This is a genomic window from Streptomyces sp. NPDC002817, from assembly GCF_053592055.1.
This window is the reverse complement of the sequence record NZ_JBSFUY010000013.1, coordinates 46,120-69,074: the sequence shown is the minus strand read 5'-3', so window position 1 is coordinate 69,074 and position 22,955 is coordinate 46,120. Positions and strand designations below refer to the sequence as shown.

The following is a 22,955-nucleotide window of genomic DNA, read 5'->3' as shown; positions in this document are numbered from 1 at the left end:
ATCGACGGACTGAACAGGTGCGGTTCGCTGCCCTGCGGCCACGGTTCCGTAGTCCGATCCGTGGCTGCCTGGTACCCCGTCGTCGGCTGAGCCGCGGCGGAAGGAATACACGAAAGTCTCGGCATCGCTCGAGCACGGGGCGGCACCGGCGCTCGCGCCGCCCCGTGGACTCGATCCGCCCCTTACATCCCCGGGGCGGTCTCGTTGGGGACGGGCGTGTTGAGGAGCTGCATCTCCCAGGCGAACGCCACACCGGAGCCGCCGGAGTGCCCCATCAGCGCCGCCAGGTCCTCGGGTGCGACGAGGTCCGTGCGGGCCCAGTCACGCTGCCACTCGGCGAGGACGGCCATCCACGTGATCGGGGTGATCCAGGCCTGGACCATGCGGCGTACGGCCATGTCGTGGGCCTCGGCCGACACGCCTCCGGAGGCGTCGGTGACGACGTAGACGTCGAAGCCCTCGCCGGCCGCGTGCAGGGCGGGGAAGGCCACGCAGATCTCGGTGTACAGACCGGCGATGACCAGCTTCTTGCGTCCGGTCGCCTTTACGGCGTCCACCACGCGCTGGTCCTCCCAGGAGTTGAGGGTCGTTCTGTTGATCGGCTTCTGGTCGGGGAAGACGTCCTGGAGGCCCTGGATGATGAGGCCGCCGCGCTCCTCGACGACCGTGGTCAGGATCGTCGGGACGCCGTATGCCTTGGCGGTCCTGGCCAGCCCGATGGCGTTGTTGACGATCATCGTCGGCTCGTGGCTGTGCAGGTTGGCGAACTGGAACGGCTGGTGGTCGATCAGCAGCAGGAGGCTCTCCTCGGGGGTCAACAGGGCGTCCAGGCCGGTCTTCGGGAACTCGCTCACGGGATCTCCTCCAGTGCGTGGAAACGTGGCACGACGTTTCACAGGTCCCATGTATATGATGCGTCAACTATTAATCCAGCGAAGATGATGTGTCAACCATCGACTGGAGTGGCTTTGCATGAAGCGGAAATCTGGCTGGCTGACCCCGCCCGAACAGCGTGCCTGGCGCGCCTTCATCGGTGTGCATCAGAAGCTCCCCGGCGGGCTGGCGCGCGCACTGCAGGGCTGCGGCGATCTGTCCGTCGCGGACTACGTCGTTCTTGTGGCCCTCACCGACGCGCCCGACGGGCTGCGGCACTTCCAGGACCTGGCCAACACGGTGGAGTGGGAGCGGAGCCGTATGTCCCACCATCTCCGCCGCATGGCCAAGCGCGGCCTGGTGACCCAGGAGTACTGCCCCAAGGACGGGCGCGGCGTCCATGTGGTCGTCACCCCTGACGGCCGCGCGGCCATCGAGACGGCTGCCCCTCATCACGTCGCCACCGTGCGCAGACTGGTCATCGACCCTCTCAGCCCCGAAGAGCTCGACACGCTCACCGTTCTCTGTGAACGCATCCTCGGTCGGCTGGAGACGGATCCGCCCTGATGCCATGAGCTTCCATGGTTGATGGATCATGTGCCTTCTTTCAGGACGAGCTCGGCTCTCGTCGTCGCGGCATCGGCGGGTTGTCGTCCATGAGGCCCCTGTTCGGTGATCGCCCCCGTCGACCACGACCTGAGGACCGCCGGAACGCGAACCGCCCGTGAACCGTGCGGTGTTCACGGGAGGTCGCCCAATGCTGTCGCCGGCTGCTACGGGCGTGACGGGGCTGGCCTGTGCGGCCCACGATCCGGGACCGGTCGCCGTACTCGACGAAGTCAGAAGCCGCCTCTCCGCCCTCCTCCTCCGCAGAACCTCGGCGTGCGGGTGAAGGCCTGCCTTGCCTGCTCACCGAAGCGATCATGGTTCGATCCCGCACTTTGGGTTGATGTGTCAACTGGTTTGGGATAGCGTGGTTGACGCGTCAACAACAATCGCCCCCTTCTGACAAGGACCCCCTCATGAGCAACAAGAAGGTCATCGCAGTCGCTGGAGCAACGGGTGCGCAGGGTGGCGGGGCCGCTCGAGCGATCCTGGCCGATCCGGAGTCGGGCTTCACGGTGCGCGCGCTCACCCGGGATCCCGACTCGCCCGCGGCCAGGGAGCTCGCGGCGCTCGGGGCCGAGGTCGTGCGGGCGGACTTCGGTGACGAGTCGACGGTGCACAAGGCGTTCGAGGGCGCCTATGGTGCCTTCCTCGTCACCAACTTCTGGGCGCACGGTTCGGCGACGCAGGAGCTGGCGGAGATCCAGGTTCTGGCCCGGGCCGCTGCGGCCACCGGACTGCGGCACGTGGTCTGGTCGACGCTGGAGGACACCCGCGCGCTGCTGCCGCTGGAGGACAGTCGTATGCCGGTGCTGCAGGAGAAGTACAACGTGCCGCACTTTGACATCAAGGGTGAGGGCAATGAGCTGTTCAGGCAGGCCGGAGTGCCGACCACTTTCCTGAACACGACCTTCTACTTCCAGGGCTTCCTGCAGGGCCTCGGCCCCCAGCGCGGCGAGGACGGCGTACTGGCGCTGAACCTGCCCCTGGAGGGCGGCAAGCTCCTGTCCGGGGTGGACGTGGCGGACATCGGCCGGACGGCCTTCGCCATTCTCAAGGGCGGCGCGAGCTTCATCGGCCAGACGGTCGGCCTGGCCGGCGACCATCTGACCGGTGCGCAGTACGCGGAGAAGCTGGCAGGGGCGCTGGGCGAGCCGGTCCGCTTCCAGTCCGTGCCCTACGACTACTTCCGTACCCTCGAGATTCCGCTGGCCGAGGAGCTCGGCAACATGTTCCAGTACTACGGCGACTTCGACCGCGAGTTCACCGGCGCCCGTGATCTGACCCGGGTGCGGGAGATCAACCCGGCGCTGAAGAGCTTCGACGACTGGCTGTCCGAGAACGCCTCGAAGTTCGAGTCGAACTGACTGAGTACGACCCTGTGGTGAGCCGGCGGCTCGACGGCGAGGTCGCCTGAGGCACCGGCGCGAGCCGCGGCATCGGTGCGGATCGCGCACGACGAAGCAGCACGTACCGACCGCTGTCTCCATGGCTGACGGTCTGCCGTCGGGCAGGAGATGGCGGGCGGGCGCCCCATGGGGCGTACGGCTCTACGACGCGCACTCCACCCCCTTCGCCCACTCCACCTACTTCGCCCCACGCCGCGCGGGCCGCGGGCGAGGAGGGTGTCGCCGGACGCATCGCCCCCGACGAACTCGCCGACACCCCGATCCGGCTCACGACGAGCGGGGTCGCGTCACCCGTCGGACACGGTGACGCCGCTCTCCCCTCCCGGGGCGTCTCGATTCGCCCGTACGGGGTGCTTGCTCATGATCGAGACCCGGTTGAACGCGTTGATGGTGACCGCCACCCAGATCGCAGCGGAGATCTGATCGTCGGTGAGCACCTGCCGAGCCGACTCGTAGGCGGATTGCTGTCCGACGGAATCGGTGGGGTCGGTCGTGGCCTCGGCCAGTTCGAGGGCCGCACGCTCCGTGGGGGAGAACACCTCGGTGTCCCGCCAGGCGGCCAGCACTCCCAGCCGCCGCGTCGACTCACCCGCGCGTATGGCGGCCTTGGTGTGGAGGTCGAGGCAGTAGGCGCAGCCGTTGATCTGCGACACGCGGAGGTTGATCAGCTCCACGGCGGTGCGGTCGAGCCCCGCTTCGGCGGCTACCGTCCGTACCGCTTCTGCCGTCTGCCGCAGGGCGTGGAAGGCCTTGGGGCTCTGTTTGTCGATGAAGATCCGCATGTCTCCCGCTCGTTGTCTGCCGGCTGTGGCCTTCGCTCCGTGATCATGACATCATAGTTGATGCGACAACTAGATTCCAAGAGAGGTGGTCTCGGTGAGCAATGCAGAAGCCGAGCCGGCAGTGATGACATGCCGGCCGCCGGCCGACGACGTACGGCCGACCGCGGCACCCCGAGTCGACGTGCTCCCCGCGCGCGAGGTGCCCCTGGGCGGCCCGCGCTCGATGACGGTGCGGCGGACGCTGCCGCAGCGGAACCGGCCACTGATCGGCGCCTGGTGCTTCGCCGACCACTACGGTCCCGACGCGGTCACGGACAGGGGCGGCATGACGCTCCCCCCGCACCCGCACACCGGCCTGCAGACGGTGACCTGGCTGTTCAGCGGAGAGGTGGAGCACCGCGACACGCTCGGCACCCACGCCTTGGTGCGCCCCGGGGAGATCAACCTCATGACGGGCGGGTACGGCATCGCCCACTCGGAGGTCTCCACCCCACGCACGACCGTCGTCCACGGCGTTCAGCTGTGGGTGGCGCTGCCGGATGAGCACCGGAGCGCCGAACGGGACTTCCAGCACTACGCGCCCGAGCCCGTGCGGATGGAGGGGGCCGAGATCAGGGTCTTCCTCGGCTCGCTCGCCGGTGAGGTCTCCCCGGTGCGGACGTTCACGCCGCTGCTCGGCGCGGTGATCATCCTCGAACCGCGTATGACGGTCAGCCTCCCCATGGACGCCGAGTTCGAGCACGGTGTTCTCGTGGACAGCGGGTACGTCCGTGTGGCCGACACCCTCCTGCACCGGGCGGAGCTGGGCTATGTCCCGCCGGGTGCAGGCACCTTGACGCTCACGAACGAGTCGGACGGTCCGGCGCGGACGATTCTGCTCGGCGGCACTCCGTTCGAGGAGGAGATCGTCATGTGGTGGAACTTCATCGGCCGCACCCACGAGGACATCGTCAAGGCCCGCGAGGACTGGGAGGCCTCCTCCGACCGCTTCGGCACCATGCGGGGATTCCCCGGCGGCCGCCTCCCCGCACCCGCCCTGCCCAACGCCACCATCAGGCCGCGTCGCAACCCTCCGCGTCGCTGACCTCCCTCGGAAAGGTTCCCCCCCCATGAGTCAGCCTTCTGCCGACCCGGCCGTCGAGCGCGTGGACGCACGCCATCGGTACGAGATCGTGGTCGACGGCAAGCGCGCCGGCATGACCGAGTACCGCGACCACGGTGAGCGGCGCGTGTTCTTCCACACGGAGGTCGACGACGCCTACACCGGACAGGGCCTGGCCGCACAGCTGGTGCTGCAGGCGCTCACCGACACACGCGCCTCCGGTAAGCGGATAGTCCCTGCCTGCCCCTACGTGGCCAAGTTCCTGAAGAGGCATGACGAGTTCGCCGACATCACTGACCCCGTGACCCCTGAGGTCCTGCGGTGGCTCGAGGCGCACCTGGGCTGACTTGTCGTCGCCGGACGTGGCGGCCGTGGCGCGTCGAACTGGCGCTGGGAGCGGGCGCATTCCGGGACGCCATCGAAGCGATCGGCGGCCGGCACCCGGCGAGTCCGTCGACGCCCTCGTAGAGGCCATCACGATCATCCGTGAGATCCGGGACCCCGAAAGGCGCTGCGGAGTGCGCATGGACGGCACCTACTACCACGTCGCGGGTGCCGAACGAGGCCCCGCGCCCGCCCATGACATCGGCATCCGGGTCGGCGCGTACCGGCCACGGATCCTTCGGTTGGTCGACCGTGTCGCCGACGGATGGCTGCCCAGTCTCAGGGCCTTCGAGGGCGGGCTCGCCGGACTCGCGCGCGCCGGCCGTCACGTCGGCGAAGGCGCCGAAGCGGCGGGGCGTGACCCCGCGTCCGTGCGCCGACTGCTCAACATCGGCACCCCTTCTCCGTCCGGTGGCTCCGGAGCCCTCAGCGGACCGCTCATCCAGTGGGCCGAGCAACTCGCCGAGGCCACCCTCGAACCCGGCATCTCGGGCTACATCCTCGGCGGTGACGATGCCACCGCGATCCAGCAGTTCGGCGAGGAGGTCGCGCCCGCCGTACGGGAGCTGGTCGGGACATCCTGTAGCTGACCGGTCCGTCCCGATACCGGCTGCTCCCACCGGTGGACACGTCCACTACGGCTCTCCAGAACGGGGTCAGTACACCGCGGAAGGTGTCATGGCTGACGGGTAGGCCTTCGGGTAACTGGGTGACCCATCAACTCATCTACACTCGCTTGTATGGATGAAGACGTGCGGTGGTTGACAGCGGAGGAGCAGCACGCCTGGCGGAGCTTTGTCCGGTTGCATGAGCGGCTGGGGGGTCGCCTGTCGCGCATGTTGCAGAGTGAGTCGAAGCTCTCGGCCGCGGATTTCGGCGTGCTGGTCAATCTGACGGATGTGCCGGACGGTCGGCAGCGTTACCAGGATCTGGCCGCGGCGCTCGAGTGGGAGAAGAGCCGCATGTCCCACCACATCGCTCGGATGGCCGGAAGAGGGCTGGTGATCCGCGAGGAGTGCCCGGAGGACGCGCGGGGAGCGTTCGTGGTGATCACGGACGCCGGGCGGGTGGCGATCGAGGCGGCGGCTCCGCTGCATGTCGAGGCGGTGCGAGAGCTGTTCCTCGACCATGTCACCCCGGCGGAGCTGCGGACTCTGGCCGACATCTCCGACCGAGTGGTGGCCAAGCTGGACGAGGACCCCGCCTGATCGACCGGTCGCGGTGCCACCTGGCGGCAAAGGCGCCCTGGGAGTCTCCCGGGCGCCCGCCACGCCGAGACGCGGGCGGCGCACGGCTGAACCCCGATCCGCTTGGCGGCTCCGGACGGCCGTGGAGTACCTGCGCCTGGGCATCGGCGAACCGCGCACTGTGAAGAACCCAAGGGTCAGTGGACGAGGAACAGCATCCGCGTCAGCCGCCTCAAGTGCGCGATCTCCGTCATCTGGGACGCCCGCCTTGGGCCGCCGCATGGACTTGACATCCCTTGACGTCTAGTTGATGCGTCACATATAAAGATGATGCGTTAATCAAGGGGCCTGGGGCATGGAGACAGTGCAGAGCCGTCAGCAGACGGAACCCGGTGTCGGTACTGCCTTTGCTCGCTTCGTGCTCTTCGGTGGTGGGGTGGGGATCGTCTCCAGCTTCGCCGTGGCGGCCCTCGCTGTCTGGATTCCCTGGGCTCTGGCCAATGCCGTGATCACCGTGTCTTCCACGTTCCTCGCCACCGAGTTGCACTCCCGCTTCACCTTCGGCGCGGGCGGGCGCGCGACCCGGAGCCGGCATGTGCGGTCGGCCGGGTCCGCGGCGGCCGCGTACGCGGCGAGCTCTGTGGCGATGCTTGTCCTGCAACTGCTGGTGGCGGCGCCCGGTGCGGTGCTGGAGCAGGTCGTCTACCTGTCCGCCTCCGCACTCGCCGGTGTCGCGCGGTTCGCGGTGCTGCGCTTCGTCGTCTTCGCGCGGAACCGCTCGCAGGCCGCGACGGCGGTCCGCACCGCCCGTCCCGTGCACACGGCCAGGGTCCGCGCCGCGGCCCCGGCTGCCCTTGCGATGCTCCTCCGCGCCGCCTGACCGTGACCCGCATGACCCGCGCATCGACTCGCGGAGAGCCGCGCAGCGGAAGGGTGCGGTGACGAGCACCTGCCTTTTCGTCCTACCTTTTTTCTCAACCTTCGTCTTTGTCGGGGCAGTTGACAGCGTGGTGAGTCCATTCAATCATCAGACATCCGATGAATTGGAGCCGCTCATGGGTACGTATCCGAGACGTCAGGTCCTGGGCACCGCGGCCGGAGTCGCCGCCGCGGCCCTTCCCCTTGCCTCAGCCACCGCCGCACACGCCGTCGAACCACTCGCCGAGTACACCGGGCCATGGGCTCCCGTCCCCGACCCCGTCCCTGTTCCACTCGACTCCCTCTACGACAACGACGGCATCGACACCGCCTCCGCACGGGGTGGCGACTTCGACGGCTCGGGCTACACGTTCCCCGGCGAGGAACTTCCCGCGGGCCCTGTCGAAGTCGATGGTGTGCACTTTGTCTTCCCGGCCTCGGACACGGGCGCGAACAACAATGTCGTCGCGCTTGGCCAGCGCCTGGAACTACCCGAAGGCCGCTACTTCTCGGCCCTCTTCCTCACCGCGGGCAGCTACGGCAACGCCTCCGGCAAGGCCACGGTCCACTACGCGGACGGCTCGACCACGACCGCCACCCTCGGCGGATCCGACTGGTACGCGACGGGTGGATCTCTGTCGGTGCCGTACCGCTACACACCGGACGGCACCAAGGACGAACACCGTGTGGGCATCGGCACGTCGGAGTTGTGGCTCGACCCGCAGCGCGACGCTGTGGCGATCACGCTCCCGGTGACGAACCCTGCGCAGGCGAGCAAGGCCTCGCTCCATGTGTTCGCGCTGTCCCTGCAACCTGCCGCCCAGGGGCGCGCGCTGGCCCTGCGAGGGGCCCGGTCCACGAACTCGCTGCTGGAGTCGTCCGGCGCCCAGAGCATCGAAGCCACCGTCGTCAACGCGGGGACGGTGTCCGTCCTGGCCGCGGACGGCGTGTCGGTGGGTGTCGAGGTTCCGGGAGCCCGGACCGTCGAGGCCGCCCGTGTCCGCCGCCTGGACCCCGGTGAGCAGGCCCGCGTCCGCGTGGGCATCCGTAACCGTGCGGGCACCACCCCCGGTACGGTCCGCGACGGCTCGGTGACCGTCACCGGACGCGGGACCCAAGTCGCCGCGCAGGAAAGCCGGTTGACCCTCGGCGTCGCCGACTACCAGCCCACCGCGTCCTCTCTCTCCGGCCACCAGGCGCCGTACTGGTTCCAGGGCGCCAAGTTCGGCATCTTCATCCACTGGGGCGTCTACTCGGTGCCCGCCTGGTCGCCGGTCGGAAGGCAGTACGCCGAGTGGTACTGGAACCACATGCAGGACCCGGCGAACGCCGTCCACGGGTACCACCGCGAGACCTACGGCGAGAACTTCGCCTACGACGACTTCATCCCGATGTTCACGGCGGAGAAGTTCGATCCGCGCGCCTGGGTCGAACTGTTCCGGGACGCGGGCGCGGAGTACCACGTACTGACCTCGAAGCACCACGAAGGCTTCGCCCTGTGGGACACGAAGGTCTCCGACCGCAACTCCGTGAAGATGGGCCCGAAACGGGATCTCGTCAAGGAACTCTTCGACGCGTCCCGCCGCTACACCCCCGAACTCCACCGCGGGCTCTACTTCTCCATGCCCGAGTGGTTCAACCCGGACAACCCCTGGATGGGTCACGCCCCGCGCAATCCGTACACCCTGGAGCCGGTGCCCTACACGGGTTACACCGGGGGCAAGGACTTCGTGAAGGACTACCAGGCCCCGCAGATGCTGGAACTGATCCAGGGCTACGACCCGGAGCTCATCTGGTGCGACATCGGCGGCGCCAACGACAGCCTCCACGTCCTGGCCGAGTACTTCAACCACGCGAAGAACCGGGCCAGGCCCGTCGACGTCACCGTCAACGACCGTTCGGGCATCGGCTTCCACGACTTCACGACCCCCGAGTACACGACGTACGACAACACGGTCGTCGCCAAGTGGGAGTCAAGCCGCGGACTGGACCCGTTCAGCTACGGGTACAACAAGGCGACCCCGGACGACGCCTACATGACGACCGAGGAGGTCGTGCACAGCCTCGTCGACATCGTCTCCAAGAACGGCAACTTCCTCCTCGACATCGGCCCGCGTGCCGACGGCACCATCCCCGAGATCATGCAGACCCGGCTGCGTGAGACGGGCCGCTGGCTGCGCACCAACGGGGAGGCGATCTACGACACCACGTACTGGTCCCGGATGGCCGAACTGGGCGAGGACCTGCGGTTCACCGTCCGCCCGGACGAGGCCTTCTACATCCACTCCCTGGCGAGGCCGGGCGCCAAACTCACCGTCGAAGCACCGATACCGATCCGCGCCGGCGACAGGGTGACGATGCTGGGCCACGGCCGACCCCTGACGTGGACCGTCAGCAACGGGGCGCTGGTGATCGACGTCCCCGAAGCCGCACGCAGGGCGGGACAGCACACGTGGGTCTTCAAAGTGCACTGGCGTGCGTGAGAACCGAGGGACATCCTGAGCCCGACCGGTGGTCGCGACGGCACAACACCTGCTCGCGACACCGGTTCGGGGCCACGGCTCTCTTCGCGAAGGAGGATCCGGTGACGGCAAATGTCCACCGGCGGGGGAGTCTCAAGGATCCGGGGTGGCCTGTCCCGACACGTGTCGTCTGTCGACCATCATGTGTCCGCGGTGTACCGACCGGATCGTCGTTCGCGGGGAGAGGATGGTGAGCGCGGGGCTCGCCGTCGTCGTGTTGCCGGTGCCGCCGCGTGTGTTGATCATGACGGAGACGGCGCCATGTGCTGTGGCCCGTCGGTCGGGGCACGGACAGGAATCGAGGAGTGGACGACCTTGGACCAAGAAGCACTGCAGAAGACCGCGGCCGACTGCGCCGAAGGATTGCCCGGGGCCGGCCTGGAGCACCGTTCGGCCCCGAGTGGGAGGTCTAGAAGGTGCGCGACAAGGTGCTCATGCTCATGACCGACGTACCGGGACGGATCACGCTGGAGGGCGGAAACACCCTCGACGAGAAGGTCGTGAGGGAGCTGGTGACCGACTCCTGCCGTCTGGCCGTCGGCCGGTTGCCGAAGTCCCGGCAGCCCGTCGCTCCGCACACCTACGGCCGCCTCGTCTGACCCGCCTCATGCCTTTCAGCGGCGCGAAGCTCCAGGACACCGCGCGCGAGACGGCACTCGCGCTGCCGGGAGTCGGCCACGGGCGCCCGTTCACCGAGCAACTGGACGTCTACAAGGTGGCGGGCAAGGTCTTCCTGATCGTCACCGACGACCCGGACGAACTCATCGTCACCCTCAAGGCGGAACCGGAGTACGGGCGGCTGCTGCAAGGCCAGTACCCGACTGTCACTCCGGGCCGCTATCTCGACAAGCGGCACTGGATCTCCGTAGGAGCCGGCAGGGGTGTCACCGCAGGCCTGGTCGCCGAACTCGTCGACCACTCCTACCACCTCGTCCTGGAGACGGTTCCGCACAACCGCCGCCCCGGATGACCGGCGGCCGACCGGACAAGCAACCGACCACGGACAAGGACCGCCCATGCACCGCATGTCGACCGAAGAATGGCACGCCTTCGTCACCCTCGGCGCGCCCACCGGACGATTCGCCACCGTCGGGGCCGACGGCACCCCCAACATCACCCCCGTCTGGTACGTCTTCGACGGCGAGGCATTCCTGTTCACCACAGGTGGCGCGACGGCCAAGGCCCGCAACCTGCGGCGCAACCCCCGTGCCTCCCTCTGCGTCGCCGACGACGCGCCTCCGTTCGCCTACGTCGAAGCGCGAGGCGAGGTGACGCTCAGCGAGGACCTCGACGAACTCCTCGACGTCGCCACCCGGGCCGGTGCCCGGTACATGGGCGCGGACCAGGCCGAGGAGTTCGGCAGGCGCAATGCCGTTCCCGGTGAACTCGTCGTCCGCCTGCACCCCACCAAGGTCATCGCCCACGGCGGCGTCACCGACTGACGAACACCCGGCCGCCGGCCACATCCACCGCGAGGCCAGGAGCCAAGGACCCGTCCATGAAGCACGAAGCACAAGCGCTGCCCCTGTTCGACGAGGACACGCAGCGCCCGCTGGCCGACCGGCTTCGGCCGCGCACCCTGGAGGACGTCGTCGGGCAGGAGCACCTCCTCGCGCCCGACGCCCCCCTCGGGCGCATGGTGGAGCAGGGGCGGCTGGTGTCGGCGATCCTGTGGGGGCCGCCCGGATGTGGGAAGACCACCATCGCCCGGCTCCTGGCGCAGCGGACCGAGCTGGCCTTCGAGCCCCTGTCGGCCACGTTCTCCGGTGTCGCGGACCTGAGGAAGGTCTTCGAGGCGGCCCGGCGCAGGCGCGGGATCGGCCGGGGAACGCTGCTGTTCGTCGACGAGGTCCACCGGTTCAACCGCGCCCAGCAGGACAGCTTCCTGCCCTACGTGGAGGACGGCACGGTCACCCTCGTCGGGGCCACCACCGAGAATCCCAGCTTCGAGCTGAACGGGGCACTGCTCTCCCGCTGCCGGGTCTTCGTCCTCAAACGCCTCGACGACTCGGCCCTGGGCACCCTGATCGCACGCGCCGAGGAGCTGCCCGGGCGCGAACTGCCGCTGGACGACGAGGCACGCCGGGCCCTGATGGCCATGGCGGACGGCGACGGCCGGTTCCTGCTCAACATGGCCGAGCAGCTCCAGGCGCTGCCCGAGGGCACACCGCCGCTGGACACCTCCGCTCTCGCCCGGCAGATCCAGCGGCGGGCTCCGCTGTACGACAAGGCTCAGGAGGGCCACTACAACCTGATTTCGGCGCTGCACAAGTCCATGCGCGGCTCCGACCCCGACGCGGCCCTGTACTGGCTCGCCCGCATGCTCGACGGCGGCGAGGACCCCTTGTACATCGCCCGCCGGCTCGTACGCTTCGCCAACGAGGACATCGGAACGGCCGATCCCCAGGCGGTGCAACAGGCCCTGGCGGCCTGGGACGTGTACGAGCGTCTCGGCTCACCCGAAGGCGAGCTGGCCATCGCGCAGGCCGTCGTCCACCTGGCGACCGCCCCCAAGTCCATCGCGGTCTACCGGGCGTTCGGCGCCGCACAGCAGCGCGCCCGCCGGACCGGCTCCCTGATGCCTCCGCCGCACATCCTCAACGCGCCGACCCGGCTCATGAAGAACATCGGTTACGGCGAGGGTTACCAGTACGACCCGGACACACCGGAGGGGTTCTCCGGCGCTGACTACTTCCCCGAGGGCATGGACCGCGAGACCTTCTACCACCCCACGGGCAGCGGCTACGAGGAGCACATCCGCCGCCGACTGGACCGGTGGTCGGCCCTGCGCGAGCAACGCCCCGACTCCGCCGACTGACGACTGCCGACCCGCGCACATGCACCCGTACGAACAAGGAGTTGCCATGGCAGGAACAATGCGGGCCGTCGTGGTCGCCGAGCCCGGCGGTGTGGAGCAACTCGTCGTCAAAGACGTGCCCGTGCCCAAGGTCAGGCCCGGATGGGTTCGTATCAGGGTCAAGGCCTTCGGGGTCAACGAATCCGAAGTCACCACACGCAAAGGCCTGTCCAGCCCCGACGTGACGCTGCCGCGCGTGCCGGGCATCGAATGCGTCGGCCTGGTCGACGAAGCGCCGGCCGGCAGCGGGCTGCGTCCCGGTCGGCAGGTGGCCACGATGATGGGTGGGATGGGCCGCTCGTTCGACGGGGCGTACGCGCAGTACACCGTGGTTCCGGTCGGCCAGGTGATCCCGTTCGACTCCGATCTGCCGTGGGAGACCCTCGGGGCGCTGCCGGAGATGTGTCAGACCGCGTACGGCTCCCTCAGCACCGGACTCGACCTGCGCCCTGGGCAGTCTCTGCTGATCCGCGGCGGCACGTCGACGGTCGGGCTGACCGCGGCCGCCATGGCGAAGGACCTGGGAGCCACCGTGCTCTCCACGACCCGCCGTCCGGAACGGGGGCAGATGCTGCGTGAGCTCGGTGTCGACCATCCGATCGTCGACGACGGCGAGATCGCCCGGACCGTGCGGGAGATCTTCCCGGACGGCGTCGACGCCGCGCTGGAACTGGTCGGCACGCGGGACCTCCAGGACACCCTGCGATCGGTCCGCGTGCACGGCACCGTCTGCTTCACGGGCGCGCTGTCGGACACGTGGACCATCCAGGACTTCAGCCCCCTCGGTCACATCCCCAACGGGGTGCGGCTGACGGCCTACGGCGGCGCCGCTTCCGACTTGCCGGCCGACGTGTTCGGCCACCAGCTGCGCGCCATCGCCGAAGGCCGGCTCAAGGTCAGCGTGGCGAAGGTGTACCAGGGTCTTGAGTCCGTGCGCGATGCGCAGAGCGACCTGGAAGCCGGTGTGACACCGGGCAAGTACGTGGTGGTGCCGGGTTGAGAACATCCCCAAGCGTGGATCTGCCGAAAGGCCGGAAGCGCGGCACGGACAGTCAGGGCAGGACAGGTCGCGCCGCGCTTCCGGGGCCGGAGCCGCTCCTCGGAGTGGTAGGTCGTTGCCTGGGTGATCGGTCGACCGGGACGCGGTAGGCGATCGCTGCGGGGGCGGCCGGGCCGATGCCTCGGAGGCCGAGGGCTCACATAGCCAGGACGAGTGTGACGGCGGTCGCCGCGGAGAGCAGCGCGAGAATGACGGGGGCCATGGCGTTTCCGCGCGTGGCGGGGTCGGCGTAGTCGCCGGCCTTGGTGTGGAAGCCCACCGCGCCGATCATCGTGATCCCGAAGCCGATGGCGGCGGCGATGCCCAGAGGCTGCCAGAAGAGCCCCACGGCCAGGCCCACGAACGCGGCGACCTCGGCCAGTCCTATGAAACGGACCAGCCCGGCGCTCAGGCCCATGTGGGACTGGAGCCCTGCGGATACGTCACCCTTCAGCATTGCCTTCGGCACGCCGGCGGCCAGCGACACAAGGGCGAGCAGCACGCTGAGGACCGCGGCGGTGATGTACATGGGGGTGGTTCCCTCCGATGTGGCCCGTGCCCGGCGAGGGGGCATGGCCTCTTGGTTGTTTCGTCGACGGGTTCGGCACGAGGAACATAGAGAGACAAGGATGATGTGTCAACTAGATGGTGGCCGTGAGTGGGGCGTCAGCGAGGACGGCTCGCGGGTGCAGCTGGAATACGGGTGCGCGGGGTCGCGTTACGATGTCGTGGTTGATGCGTCAACATTATGAAAGGGCTGATCACGATGCAGTTCGGCATCTTCACCGTTGGTGACGTCGCCACGGACCCGGCCACGGGCCGTACGCCGACCGAGCACGAGCGGATCAAGGCGATGGTGGCCATCGCGCAGAAGGCCGAAGAGGTGGGCCTGGACGTCTTCGCGACCGGCGAGCACCACAACCGGCCGTTCGTGCCGTCGTCGCCGACCACGATGCTCGGCTGGATAGCCGCCCGCACCGACCGCATCATCCTGTCGACCTCCACCACGCTGATCACCACGAACGACCCGGTGAAGATCGCCGAGGACTTCGCGATGCTCCAGCACCTGGCCGACGGCCGGGTGGACCTGATGATGGGCCGCGGCAACACCGGTCCCGTCTATCCGTGGTTCGGCAAGGACATCCGCGACGGGATCAGCCTCGCCGTCGAGAACTACGCCCTGCTGCGCCGCCTGTGGCGCGAGGACGTCGTGGACTGGGAGGGGAAGTTCCGCACGCCGCTCCAGGGCTTCACCTCCACCCCGCGGCCGCTGGACGGGGTCCCGCCGTTCGTCTGGCACGGTTCCATCCGCTCGCCGGAGATCGCCGAGCAGGCCGCGTACTACGGCGACGGGTTCTTCCACAACAACATCTTCTGGCCGAAGGAGCACACCAGGAAGATGATCGACCTGTACCGGCAGCGGTACGCGCACTACGGCCACGGCAGTGCCGAGCAGGCGATCGTCGGTCTCGGCGGCCAGGTGTTCATGCGCCGCAACTCCCAGGACGCCATACGCGAGTTCCGCCCGGTCTTCGACCGCTCGCCGGTGATGGGCGGCGGGATGGCCATGGAGGAGTACATGGAGCAGACTCCGCTGACGGTCGGCACCCCGGAGCAGGTCATCGAGAAGACGCTGTCCTTCCGTGACTACGCCGGTGACTACCAGCGCCAGCTGTTCATGGTGGACGGCGGCGGAGTCCCGCTCAAGTCGGCGCTGGAGCAGATCGACATGCTGGGCGCGGAGGTGGTCCCGGTGCTGCGCAAGGAGTTCGCCGTGGGCCGGCCGGCCCAGGTGCCCGACGCCCCCACCCATGTCTCGCTGCTCTCCGCCCGCGGCGCCGACCACGCCCGGGAGTCGGCAGGAAGGGAAGACTGATGGCTGACAACATCGACGGCTTCAACGACTACCCCGCGCCGGACGGAGTAGCACCCGACCGCTGGGCCAGCGCTCTGCACTTGTTCGACAACGGCGCCGGCCTGCCGCACGAGGAGAGCGTCCTCGAGCGCTGGGAGAGGGCCCGACTGCTCTTCGAGGCCCGGGACTACATCGGCGCCGCCCGTCTCCTCGCCGTCGTCGTCGAGGAGGTTCCGGAGCAGAGCGGTCCCCGGCTGCTGCTGGCCCGCGCCTACTACCACTCGGCCCAACTGGGGCGCGCCGAGGAGCAGTTGCGTCAGGTCATCGACCGCGATCCGGTGGAGCACTACGCCCACCTGATGCTGGGCCGCACCCTGGAACGTCAGGGGCGTGGCGACGAGGCGGCGCCCTGGCTGCGGATGGCCGCCGCCTTCTCGGGCGAACTGCCCTCCCGGACCTGAAGCGGCGGGCGCGCGGAAGAGGGGCACCGGTCGATCCGGTGCCCCTCGGCGTGGACTGCCGCGATCGTGGTGCCCCGCCGCAGGGTGTCAGCGGGCGGCGCGGCCGCGGAGCCGTGGGGCGGCCCGGGTCGGATAGGGAGCGAGCACCTGGCCCGCGGGTTCCGGGCTGCCGCCGGTGGTGGCGTTGTCGACGGTCTGCTGCTCGTCGGTGATCTCCTCGATGCGGAGCAGTCTGAAGATCTGGACCTGCGCCCCTGTCTCCGAGTCGGCAACCCGTGGGCTGCCGACTCGGCTCTCCGCGTTGCGGTGCACAGCGACGACCGCTCCGTCAGGTTCTTGACGAGTCTTCGGGCGCGCCCTTTTCAGAACCGTGCACCGACGTCCGCGCCGTTGCTGGGGCGCAGGAAGGTGGAGGACGGGATGGAGCCGTCGGCTGCCCGGGCGCCTGTGATCGTGCTCGCGTTGGTACTGGTGAGTGCCCAACTGCCACCCAGATTCCAGGAGTTTGCGGTGCCTGTGGAGGTGGATCCCAGCGATACGTCGGTGCCGTTGGCCACCGCGAGGTTCTTCGTCAGGGTGCTGGAGGACCGGTTGAAGTTGAAGCCGGTCTTCAGGTTGTCCCACGCGGTGCAGCGTTCGATCTTCATCTTGCCCGGGTTGTTGTTGTCGACGAAGCCGCCGGCGGAGTTGTCCCACGCCATGCTGTTGCGGACGGTGTGGTTGGCAGCCACGCCGTTGCCGCCCATCTTGAAGCCGTTGCCGTCGCCTTGGTAGTCAGGCAGGTTCCACCGGTTGTACCCGTTGCCCCAGGCGAGCGTGTTCTCCACGAGGATCGGCGAGTTGTCGAACATCCAGAAGTCCAGGCCGTCGTCGGCGTTGTTCCACAGACGGGCGCCGCGCAACACGTTGCCGCTGCCGGCGCCCTCCTTGATGGCGATCCCGTCAGCGCTCTCACCGTTCTTGCGGGGGTCGCGGTTTCCGTAACTGTCCAGGTTCAGGATCTGGTTGTTGCTGGAAGCGCCCTGGAGGTGGAACCCGGACTCGTAGTTGTCCCGGGTGACGAGGCGGTCGAAGACGTTGCCGCTGGTGTCCAGGCCGAACACGCCGTAGGGACCGTGGATGATCTCCAGGCCGACGAGCCGCCAGTACTCGCCCTCGATATGAACGGCACCACGCTCGGCACGGGGAATGCTCGAATCCACCGCTCCCGGGGTGTACGGCATGTTCTCGCCGTCGATGATCACGCGTTCGCCGTTGTAGTTGCGCAGCGTGATGGGCTGGCTCGCCGTGCCGCTCTTGAGTAACTGAAGGTTTGTGCTCGGTGCGTATGTTCCGCCCCGGACCTGGATGGTGGTCCCCGCCTGCGCCAGATCCACGGCGCGTTGGATGGTCTTCAACGGGGCGGTGAGCGTACCCGCGTTGCTGTCGCTGCCGTTAGGCGCCACGTACAGGTCGGTCGCGGCGTGCGCACCGCCGGCCGAGCCCAAGGTGAGGAAGCCGGCCAGCAGTCCGGAGAGGGCGGTGGACGTGGCGACGTGCTTCAGACGCATGATTCGTCTCCAGGGTGAGGCCTCGAACGGATGGCCGGAAAGCGCTTTCTGGAGACGTTAAGAAGCGTGTCATAGTCACGTCAAGGTGTCTGTACATGATCATTGTCTGTATCTGTGAATGCTGTGCGATGGTCGCTGTCGCGCCCAAATGTGGGGGTGTGATGGGTAGAGGTCTCAGTCGTGCGGGTTGGTGCGCCTCTCGCGGGTTGGGACTCGCCAACCCGGGGGCGTACCGCACGGAGTGCCGCGTCATCGCATGTTCACCTACGTGAACAAATTCAGTACAACACTATTGACGTGGTCGTGACAGGTCCCTACGGTCCGAGAAAGCGCTTACCCACAGGGGTTCAGCTCGTGCACCTGGTGTTCCGTTGCCGGAACCAGCGGGCCCACCGACCGGCCGGCCCCGACAGACGAACGAGGAGACGAGGATGAAGCGACCACTCCCACTGCGACTCTATGCGGCGCTGGCCACGATGGCTTTCACGGCCGCGACCGGCGCGGTTCTGTCGATACCCGAGGCATCGGCCGCGACCGGTAGCGCCACCGGCTACGCGACCCAGAACGGCGGGACCACCGGCGGCGCGGGCGGGGCGACCGTTCGGGCCACCACCGGGACGCAGATCCACGCGGCCCTGTGCGGCCGGGCGAGTAGCAGCACCCCCATCACCATCGAGGTTCAGGGGACCATCAACCACGGCAACACCACCAAGGTGTCGGGCGCCAGCTGCAACACCGCCGCCGGCGTGATCGAGCTCAAGGAGGTCAGCAACGTCACGATCATCGGGGTGGGCAGCGGCGCTGTCTTCGACCAGTTGGGCATCCACCTGCGCGACGCCCGCAACATCATCATTCAGAACGTGACCGTCCGGAACGTCAAGAAGTCGGGCTCGCCCACGTCCAACGGCGGTGACGCCATCGGCATGGAGCGCAACGTCCGCAACGTCTGGGTCGATCACACCACCCTGGAAGCATCGGGTGGGGAGGCGCAGGGGTTCGACGGTCTTTTCGACATGAAGGACAACACCCAGTATGTGACGCTCTCCTACAGCATCCTGCGCAACTCCGGCCGCGGTGGCCTCGTCGGGTCGAGTGAGAGTGACGTCTCGAACAGCTTCATCACCTACCACCACAACCGGTACGAGAACATCGACTCCCGCGCGCCCCTGCTGCGCGGCGGAACAGCCCACATGTACAACAACCACTACGTGAGCCTGAACGAGTCCGGCATCAACTCGCGAGCCGGCGCCAAGGCCAAGGTGGACAACAACTACTTCGAGGACTCCAAGGACGTCCTCGGCACCTTCTACACGGACGCGGCCGGATACTGGCAGGTCAGCGGCAACATCTTCGACAACGTGACCTGGTCCAGCCCCGGTTCGGAGAACCATCCCGCCGGCCCCGACCCGAAGTCCAACACCACGGTGAGCATCCCCTACGCCCACAGCCTCGACGCGACTGCCTGCGTGCCGAGCATCGTGAGTCGGACGGCAGGAGCCGGCAAGGGCCTGCTGGTGTCGAACGGCAGCTGCTGACCGGAGACACGTACACCCGCGGCCGGGTCGACCAGGTCGCCGGGGTGGGTTGGGGCAACGTGCGGGACGGCGACATGGGTACTTCCTGGTTGCCGACCCGCACGACCGCCTTGATCGCGCGACCTGGGTCGTGCCGAGACGACCGCAGATTCCGTACAGCCGGTTGCCGCTTACGGCTTTCGGGCGAGACCGCCGTGCTCGGCGATGACGCCGGCACCGGACGAACCGGGCTCCGGACGCCACTGCGTGACCGAGACGACGCCCGGCTCGACCAGTTCCAAGCCGTCGAAGAACGCGGTGATTTCCTCAACAGTGCGCAGGTTGTACGGAACCGCCCCGCTGTCGTTGTACGCGTCCTGGGCCTGCTCGAAGACCGGGTCGATGCCGCGTGAGCCGTCGTTGATGGAGAGGTAGCTCCCCGAGGGCAGCGCGTCCATGAGCCGGGTGACGATGGAGTGGGCCTGATCGTGGTCGGCGACGTGTCCCAGGATGTTGCTCAGGATGAGCGCGGTGGGCCGACCGAAGTCCAGGGTCTTCGCGGCCGCGGCGAGGATGCGGTCCGGGTCCGTGACGTCGGAGTCGATGTAGGCGGTCGCGCCCTCGCGGGTGGAATAGAGCAGGGCACGCGCGTGGCCCAGGACCATGGGGTCGTTGTCGACGTAGACGATCCGTGCCTCGGGGGCGAGTTGCTGGGCGACCTCGTGGGTGTTCTGGGCGGTCGGAAGGCCGGTGCCGACATCAAGGAACTGCCGGATCCCCGCCTCGGAGACCAGATAGGCGATGTTGCGGCGCAGGAAGGCGCGGCTGCTGCGGGCGATGGTGACGATGCCGGGGAAGACGTCGGTGTAGGCGTCGCCGGCCGCCTCGTCCACGGGGTAGTTGTCCTTGCCGCCCAGCCAGTAGTTCCAGATGCGGGCCGAGTGCGGCACAGAAGTGTCGATCTTCTGGTGCTCCGCTGGATCGGGCGTCGTCACAGGGTCGGTCATGAGTCGCGTCAGTCCTTCAGCCGAGGTATGGATCATTCATCGCACAACCTACGTCCGAACACCCGCTTCGCGCCCACCCGTTGAGGGGTTCGGGTTGGACGGCCTCAGCCGTACCATTCCCAGGTCCGAACGAGGCTGGCGCCGCTGACGGCCGCCAGCAGGTTTCCGTCGGGGTGGACGGCGAAGTCGTCGTAACGGCCGGCCTGTTCGAGATGGCGGATCTCGGGGTGGTGGGTCACCTGGGACAGCAGGCCCCGACGAAGCCACAGCACTCTCCCCTCGTCGGTGCAGAACAGGCGCATGCCTTGGGCCCCCAGGCTGTCGACGCTCTCGTGTCTGCTGAACTCCCGGTGCAGGACAATGGTTTGATCAGCCGTCAGCCAGACCCGTAGTTCGCGGAAGGTGGCGCACGCGACGTACCTTCCGGAAGGGGAGACGCTCAGCCAGCAGCCCGGTTTGAGAATTCCCAGCCGGTTACGGATGTCCAGTTCGACCGGTCCACGATGGTGCTGGTGGACGCGGATCTTGTTCGAGGTAGCCAAGGCGACAACCGAGGCGTCGGCGCTGATGGCGGATGCCGCGAGGCCCTGAGGGCAGGGCACTTCGCGGAGAATCCGGCCGTCGTCGAAGTCGCGCACGGCCAGCCGGCGGCCGTCATGGGTCGCCAGAACGGTGCCGCCGCTGGTGACCAGGAACTCGTCCTGGGCCAGGGGCGCGGTACGCCGCCGGTGTTCGCCGGACGTGCCCACGAAGTGGACGAGTTCCAGGCGCGTCCGGCGGGCGATGGCGACACTGTGGCGGGACGGGGAGGTGATGGCCTGGTGGCCGAGGCGCAGTTCGGCTTCGCCCGGGGCACCGGGCAGAGCCTCGCCCGACTTCAGGTCCCACCGCTCGATCGATCCGTCCCCACCGATGACGACCACCGTGTGATCCGGCCCGAATCCGATCGTCGCCTGACCGCCGGACTGCCGCGTCCGGCGTAACTCGCCTACGAAGTTCCCAAGTCCCAGTCGGCGGCCCGGGGGAGCGGGCAGCTTGGAGAGCACCTCGAAGGTGAAGGCCGCGGCGCACCTGGAGGCAGCGGGCTGCCAGACGTCGTCGTTGTCCTCGCCCTTGTCGGACAGCAGGTCGGAGATCCCCCGGACGACGAGCGCGCCGACGCCCGGGTTGATGTACGCGGCCTGTAGGAAGCCGTGTCCCTCCATCTCCACCGCGAGCGCGTCACCGCAGTGCCGGGCGAGGAGCCGAGCCGTGGCGGAGCGTTCGCCGGCCACCACCTTCGAGCCGGCGGCGAGGGGTTTGACGTAGGCCTTCGGGGTGCGGTCGGGCAGCGGAGACCTGATGCGGTTTCGCCAGGTTTCCGAGCGGGCGACCGACTGGGCACGCTGGACGAGGGCGAAGGTCGACAGATGGGTGGTGATACGGGCCTGGAAGCCCCCCTCCTCGTCCTTGCCTCTCTCGTAGTCGTAGATGTGGCGGGCGGCGACGACGTCGCACAGCTTGACGTCCTTGAGGCCGCCCGCGATGCCCACGAAGAAGATGTGGTGAGGCTCGAACTCCGTCACGGCCCGTTCGACGAGGGCTGCGGTGGCGGTGTTTCCCTCTCCCGTCTCATGGCATGCCACGCGCCAGGTGGCGTGTTCGCCGGTGAATTCGCCGAGTTCGAACAGGGCCCCGCGGACCTCGTGTTCGGTACGTGGTCCTTCGAGGTGATCCATGACCGCGGCCGACTCCTTGCCGAGCGCGCTGAAGACGACGATGTCCGCTCCGGGCGCCTGTGGCCTCATGGAGTCTCTTTCGTTCCGGGCTGTTCAGGACAGGGTGGCATCGCCCAGGCCGCCGTAGAAGTACCAGCCGTCCTCGTCGCCCGATTTCGTCATCACGCAGGCGATCTGGATCTGGTCCTGGTCGGTGACGTCAACCGAGAGTTCGGTGGCCTTGCTGGACTGGATGGTGGCGTCCTTGCCGATCGGGTCCCCGGCCGCGTTGGTGACCTTGATGGTCCCCATGGAACCGATCGCGTTGGGCGAGTCGGCCACGATGGCGGCCTGTGCCTGGAGCTGGGTGTATCCGCTGGTGCTGTAGACGACGCTGGTTCCGCTGCTGCTGCAGGTGAGCGTGATGCTCTTGGCGTAGTGCTGGCCGTGGACGGTGATGGGCTGGACGCTTCGGTCCCCCTCTACGGGGTCGAGGTCCGCGAGGTAGACGCTGGAGGCGTTCTCGGGTGTGCTCGGTTCGGGCGTTGTCGGATCGTCCGTCGGTGGATCCGTTTCGACGTTGGCACTGACTTTGGGTTCGGGTGTCGCCGTGACCGTTGCTGTGATGGTGGCGGTCGGTGCGGGGGCGTCGGCCTGGACCACCGTGACCCTGCCGCCGAAGAAGCCGGCCGCCACGGTCGCCATGCAGATGGCGAGGACCTCCAGCCAGCGCGGGATGACGCCCCAGCGACGGCGACTACGCCGCTCGTCCCTGTCGCTGTCCGTCTTCTTGTTGAGATCCATTTCTGTCCCCCCGAACGTCCGTGCTCCGGGCCGGGAACCGGTCTTGGGCCGTCGACCGCCGTCGTACGACCGGGAGACCGTTCCGGCACTCGAGCGATGAGATGACTGATGAGTGATGCCGTGTCAGGTCGTCAGGGAGGAGAGCTTGTCCTTCCCTCTCACGGCTGCCACAACAGTAGGGACCCGGCACAGCGACAACATCGGAGTTGCCGACTCACCTGAGAGCGCTCGAGACATTCAGAGGGCGCGCGCTCGCAGCGCACGCCTGCCATGCGCGGTCCGACCCGTCTACGACTCGGCCGACGACCCTGACGGCTACACGGCCCAACTGTCCACCGCTGAGCTGGCTGACGGTGACGAAGGTGGCCCGCGAGTGGTGACGCACCAG

At 68.1% G+C, this 22,955-nt stretch carries 23 protein-coding genes and 1 pseudogene; 16 read left to right on the top strand and 8 right to left on the bottom strand.

All coding sequences use genetic code 11. From position 1 onward, the window contains the following. Nucleotides 1-182 precede the first annotated feature (182 nt). The gene (locus ACWD3I_RS24285) at nt 183-854 is read right to left on the bottom strand and encodes a hydrolase (RefSeq protein WP_365412596.1); all 672 of its coding nucleotides are present in this window, start codon (nt 852-854) and stop codon (nt 183-185) included. Between the two features lie 118 nt (nt 855-972). Between ACWD3I_RS24285 and ACWD3I_RS24280 the strand changes: the two genes are divergently transcribed. Together ACWD3I_RS24280 and ACWD3I_RS24275 are read left to right on the top strand one after the other, a co-directional pair. Further along, nucleotides 973-1,440 (top strand): MarR family winged helix-turn-helix transcriptional regulator, encoded by a 468-nt coding sequence (locus ACWD3I_RS24280; protein ID WP_365412598.1) that lies wholly within the window; start codon nt 973-975, stop codon nt 1,438-1,440. Nucleotides 1,441-1,895: 455 nt separating this feature from the next. After that, a complete protein-coding gene (locus tag ACWD3I_RS24275; protein ID WP_365412600.1) occupies nt 1,896-2,846 on the top strand; it encodes an NmrA/HSCARG family protein in 951 nt (316 codons plus the stop codon). A gap of 329 nt (nt 2,847-3,175) precedes the next feature. Here the strand turns inward: ACWD3I_RS24275 and ACWD3I_RS24270 are convergent, their stop codons facing one another. After that, the gene (locus ACWD3I_RS24270; RefSeq protein WP_365412602.1) at nt 3,176-3,670 is read right to left on the bottom strand and encodes a carboxymuconolactone decarboxylase family protein; all 495 of its coding nucleotides are present in this window, start codon (nt 3,668-3,670) and stop codon (nt 3,176-3,178) included. A 94-nt stretch (nt 3,671-3,764) separates the two neighbouring features. Here ACWD3I_RS24270 and ACWD3I_RS24265 point away from each other — a divergent pair, with 94 nt between their 5' ends. The 11 genes from ACWD3I_RS24265 (at nt 3,765) to ACWD3I_RS24215 (ending at nt 13,640) form a co-directional block, all read left to right on the top strand. After that, nucleotides 3,765-4,754 (top strand): pirin family protein, encoded by a 990-nt coding sequence (locus tag ACWD3I_RS24265; protein WP_451084174.1) that lies wholly within the window; start codon nt 3,765-3,767, stop codon nt 4,752-4,754. Between the two features lie 25 nt (nt 4,755-4,779). Next, a complete protein-coding gene (locus tag ACWD3I_RS24260; RefSeq protein WP_365412604.1) occupies nt 4,780-5,118 on the top strand; it encodes a GNAT family N-acetyltransferase in 339 nt (112 codons plus the stop codon). A gap of 16 nt (nt 5,119-5,134) precedes the next feature. Next, nucleotides 5,135-5,746, top strand: a complete 612-nt coding sequence (locus ACWD3I_RS24255; protein WP_451084182.1) for an LLM class flavin-dependent oxidoreductase — start codon at nt 5,135-5,137, stop codon at nt 5,744-5,746. A 150-nt stretch (nt 5,747-5,896) separates the two neighbouring features. Further along, nucleotides 5,897-6,364 carry a MarR family winged helix-turn-helix transcriptional regulator gene (locus tag ACWD3I_RS24250; RefSeq protein ID WP_365412608.1) on the top strand — a complete coding sequence of 156 codons (468 nt, stop codon included), beginning with the start codon at nt 5,897-5,899 and terminating at the stop codon, nt 6,362-6,364. A gap of 334 nt (nt 6,365-6,698) precedes the next feature. After that, nucleotides 6,699-7,223 (top strand): GtrA domain-containing protein, encoded by a 525-nt coding sequence (locus ACWD3I_RS24245; protein ID WP_365412610.1) that lies wholly within the window; start codon nt 6,699-6,701, stop codon nt 7,221-7,223. Between the two features lie 175 nt (nt 7,224-7,398). Next, nucleotides 7,399-9,744 (top strand): alpha-L-fucosidase, encoded by a 2,346-nt coding sequence (locus tag ACWD3I_RS24240; protein ID WP_365412612.1) that lies wholly within the window; start codon nt 7,399-7,401, stop codon nt 9,742-9,744. A 479-nt stretch (nt 9,745-10,223) separates the two neighbouring features. Continuing rightward, on the top strand, nt 10,224-10,382 hold the full coding sequence (locus ACWD3I_RS24235; RefSeq protein ID WP_451084173.1) for a hypothetical protein: 159 nt from the start codon (nt 10,224-10,226) through the stop codon (nt 10,380-10,382). An 8-nt stretch (nt 10,383-10,390) separates the two neighbouring features. Further along, nucleotides 10,391-10,753 (top strand): MmcQ/YjbR family DNA-binding protein, encoded by a 363-nt coding sequence (locus ACWD3I_RS24230; RefSeq protein WP_365412614.1) that lies wholly within the window; start codon nt 10,391-10,393, stop codon nt 10,751-10,753. Nucleotides 10,754-10,808: 55 nt separating this feature from the next. Next, entirely contained in the window at nt 10,809-11,225 is a 417-nt protein-coding gene (locus tag ACWD3I_RS24225; RefSeq protein WP_365412616.1) for a PPOX class F420-dependent oxidoreductase, read from the top strand. 56 nt (nt 11,226-11,281) lie between these two features. Beyond that, nucleotides 11,282-12,601 carry a replication-associated recombination protein A gene (locus ACWD3I_RS24220; RefSeq protein WP_365412618.1) on the top strand — a complete coding sequence of 440 codons (1,320 nt, stop codon included), beginning with the start codon at nt 11,282-11,284 and terminating at the stop codon, nt 12,599-12,601. A gap of 58 nt (nt 12,602-12,659) precedes the next feature. Beyond that, nucleotides 12,660-13,640 (top strand): zinc-binding dehydrogenase, encoded by a 981-nt coding sequence (locus ACWD3I_RS24215; RefSeq protein WP_365412626.1) that lies wholly within the window; start codon nt 12,660-12,662, stop codon nt 13,638-13,640. 196 nt (nt 13,641-13,836) lie between these two features. Here ACWD3I_RS24215 and ACWD3I_RS24210 read toward each other — a convergent pair whose 3' ends face one another. Further along, nucleotides 13,837-14,208, bottom strand: coding sequence for a DoxX family protein (locus tag ACWD3I_RS24210; protein WP_365412620.1), 372 nt, complete (start codon nt 14,206-14,208; stop codon nt 13,837-13,839). A gap of 237 nt (nt 14,209-14,445) precedes the next feature. On the opposite strand from ACWD3I_RS24210, the gene ACWD3I_RS24205 reads away from it, so the two are divergent. Further along, a complete protein-coding gene (locus ACWD3I_RS24205) occupies nt 14,446-15,555 on the top strand; it encodes an LLM class flavin-dependent oxidoreductase (protein ID WP_451084172.1) in 1,110 nt (369 codons plus the stop codon). Continuing rightward, complete coding sequence (locus tag ACWD3I_RS24200) at nt 15,555-15,995, top strand: tetratricopeptide repeat protein (protein WP_365414088.1); 441 nt, start codon at nt 15,555-15,557, stop codon at nt 15,993-15,995. Before ACWD3I_RS24205 ends, ACWD3I_RS24200 begins: the two co-directional genes overlap by 1 nt. A gap of 87 nt (nt 15,996-16,082) precedes the next feature. Here the strand turns inward: ACWD3I_RS24200 and ACWD3I_RS24195 are convergent, their stop codons facing one another. Beyond that, complete coding sequence (locus ACWD3I_RS24195) at nt 16,083-16,307, bottom strand: hypothetical protein (RefSeq protein WP_365414090.1); 225 nt, start codon at nt 16,305-16,307, stop codon at nt 16,083-16,085. A gap of 50 nt (nt 16,308-16,357) precedes the next feature. Beyond that, nucleotides 16,358-17,545 carry a right-handed parallel beta-helix repeat-containing protein gene (locus tag ACWD3I_RS24190; protein ID WP_365414092.1) on the bottom strand — a complete coding sequence of 396 codons (1,188 nt, stop codon included), beginning with the start codon at nt 17,543-17,545 and terminating at the stop codon, nt 16,358-16,360. Between the two features lie 431 nt (nt 17,546-17,976). Between ACWD3I_RS24190 and ACWD3I_RS24185 the strand changes: the two are divergent. Then, a pseudogene (locus ACWD3I_RS24185) lies at nt 17,977-19,199 on the top strand (pectate lyase family protein); the annotation flags it as partial. 51 nt (nt 19,200-19,250) lie between these two features. On the opposite strand, the gene ACWD3I_RS24180 reads toward ACWD3I_RS24185, so the two are convergent. From ACWD3I_RS24180 to ACWD3I_RS24170, 3 genes are all read right to left on the bottom strand, one after another. Further along, a complete protein-coding gene (locus ACWD3I_RS24180) occupies nt 19,251-20,066 on the bottom strand; it encodes an SAM-dependent methyltransferase (RefSeq protein WP_365407491.1) in 816 nt (271 codons plus the stop codon). 104 nt (nt 20,067-20,170) lie between these two features. Continuing rightward, nucleotides 20,171-21,853 carry a phosphorylase family protein gene (locus tag ACWD3I_RS24175; RefSeq protein ID WP_365407494.1) on the bottom strand — a complete coding sequence of 561 codons (1,683 nt, stop codon included), beginning with the start codon at nt 21,851-21,853 and terminating at the stop codon, nt 20,171-20,173. A 24-nt stretch (nt 21,854-21,877) separates the two neighbouring features. Further along, nucleotides 21,878-22,567, bottom strand: coding sequence for an NPCBM/NEW2 domain-containing protein (locus ACWD3I_RS24170; RefSeq protein WP_365407497.1), 690 nt, complete (start codon nt 22,565-22,567; stop codon nt 21,878-21,880). Between the last annotated feature and the right edge of the window lie 388 nt (nt 22,568-22,955).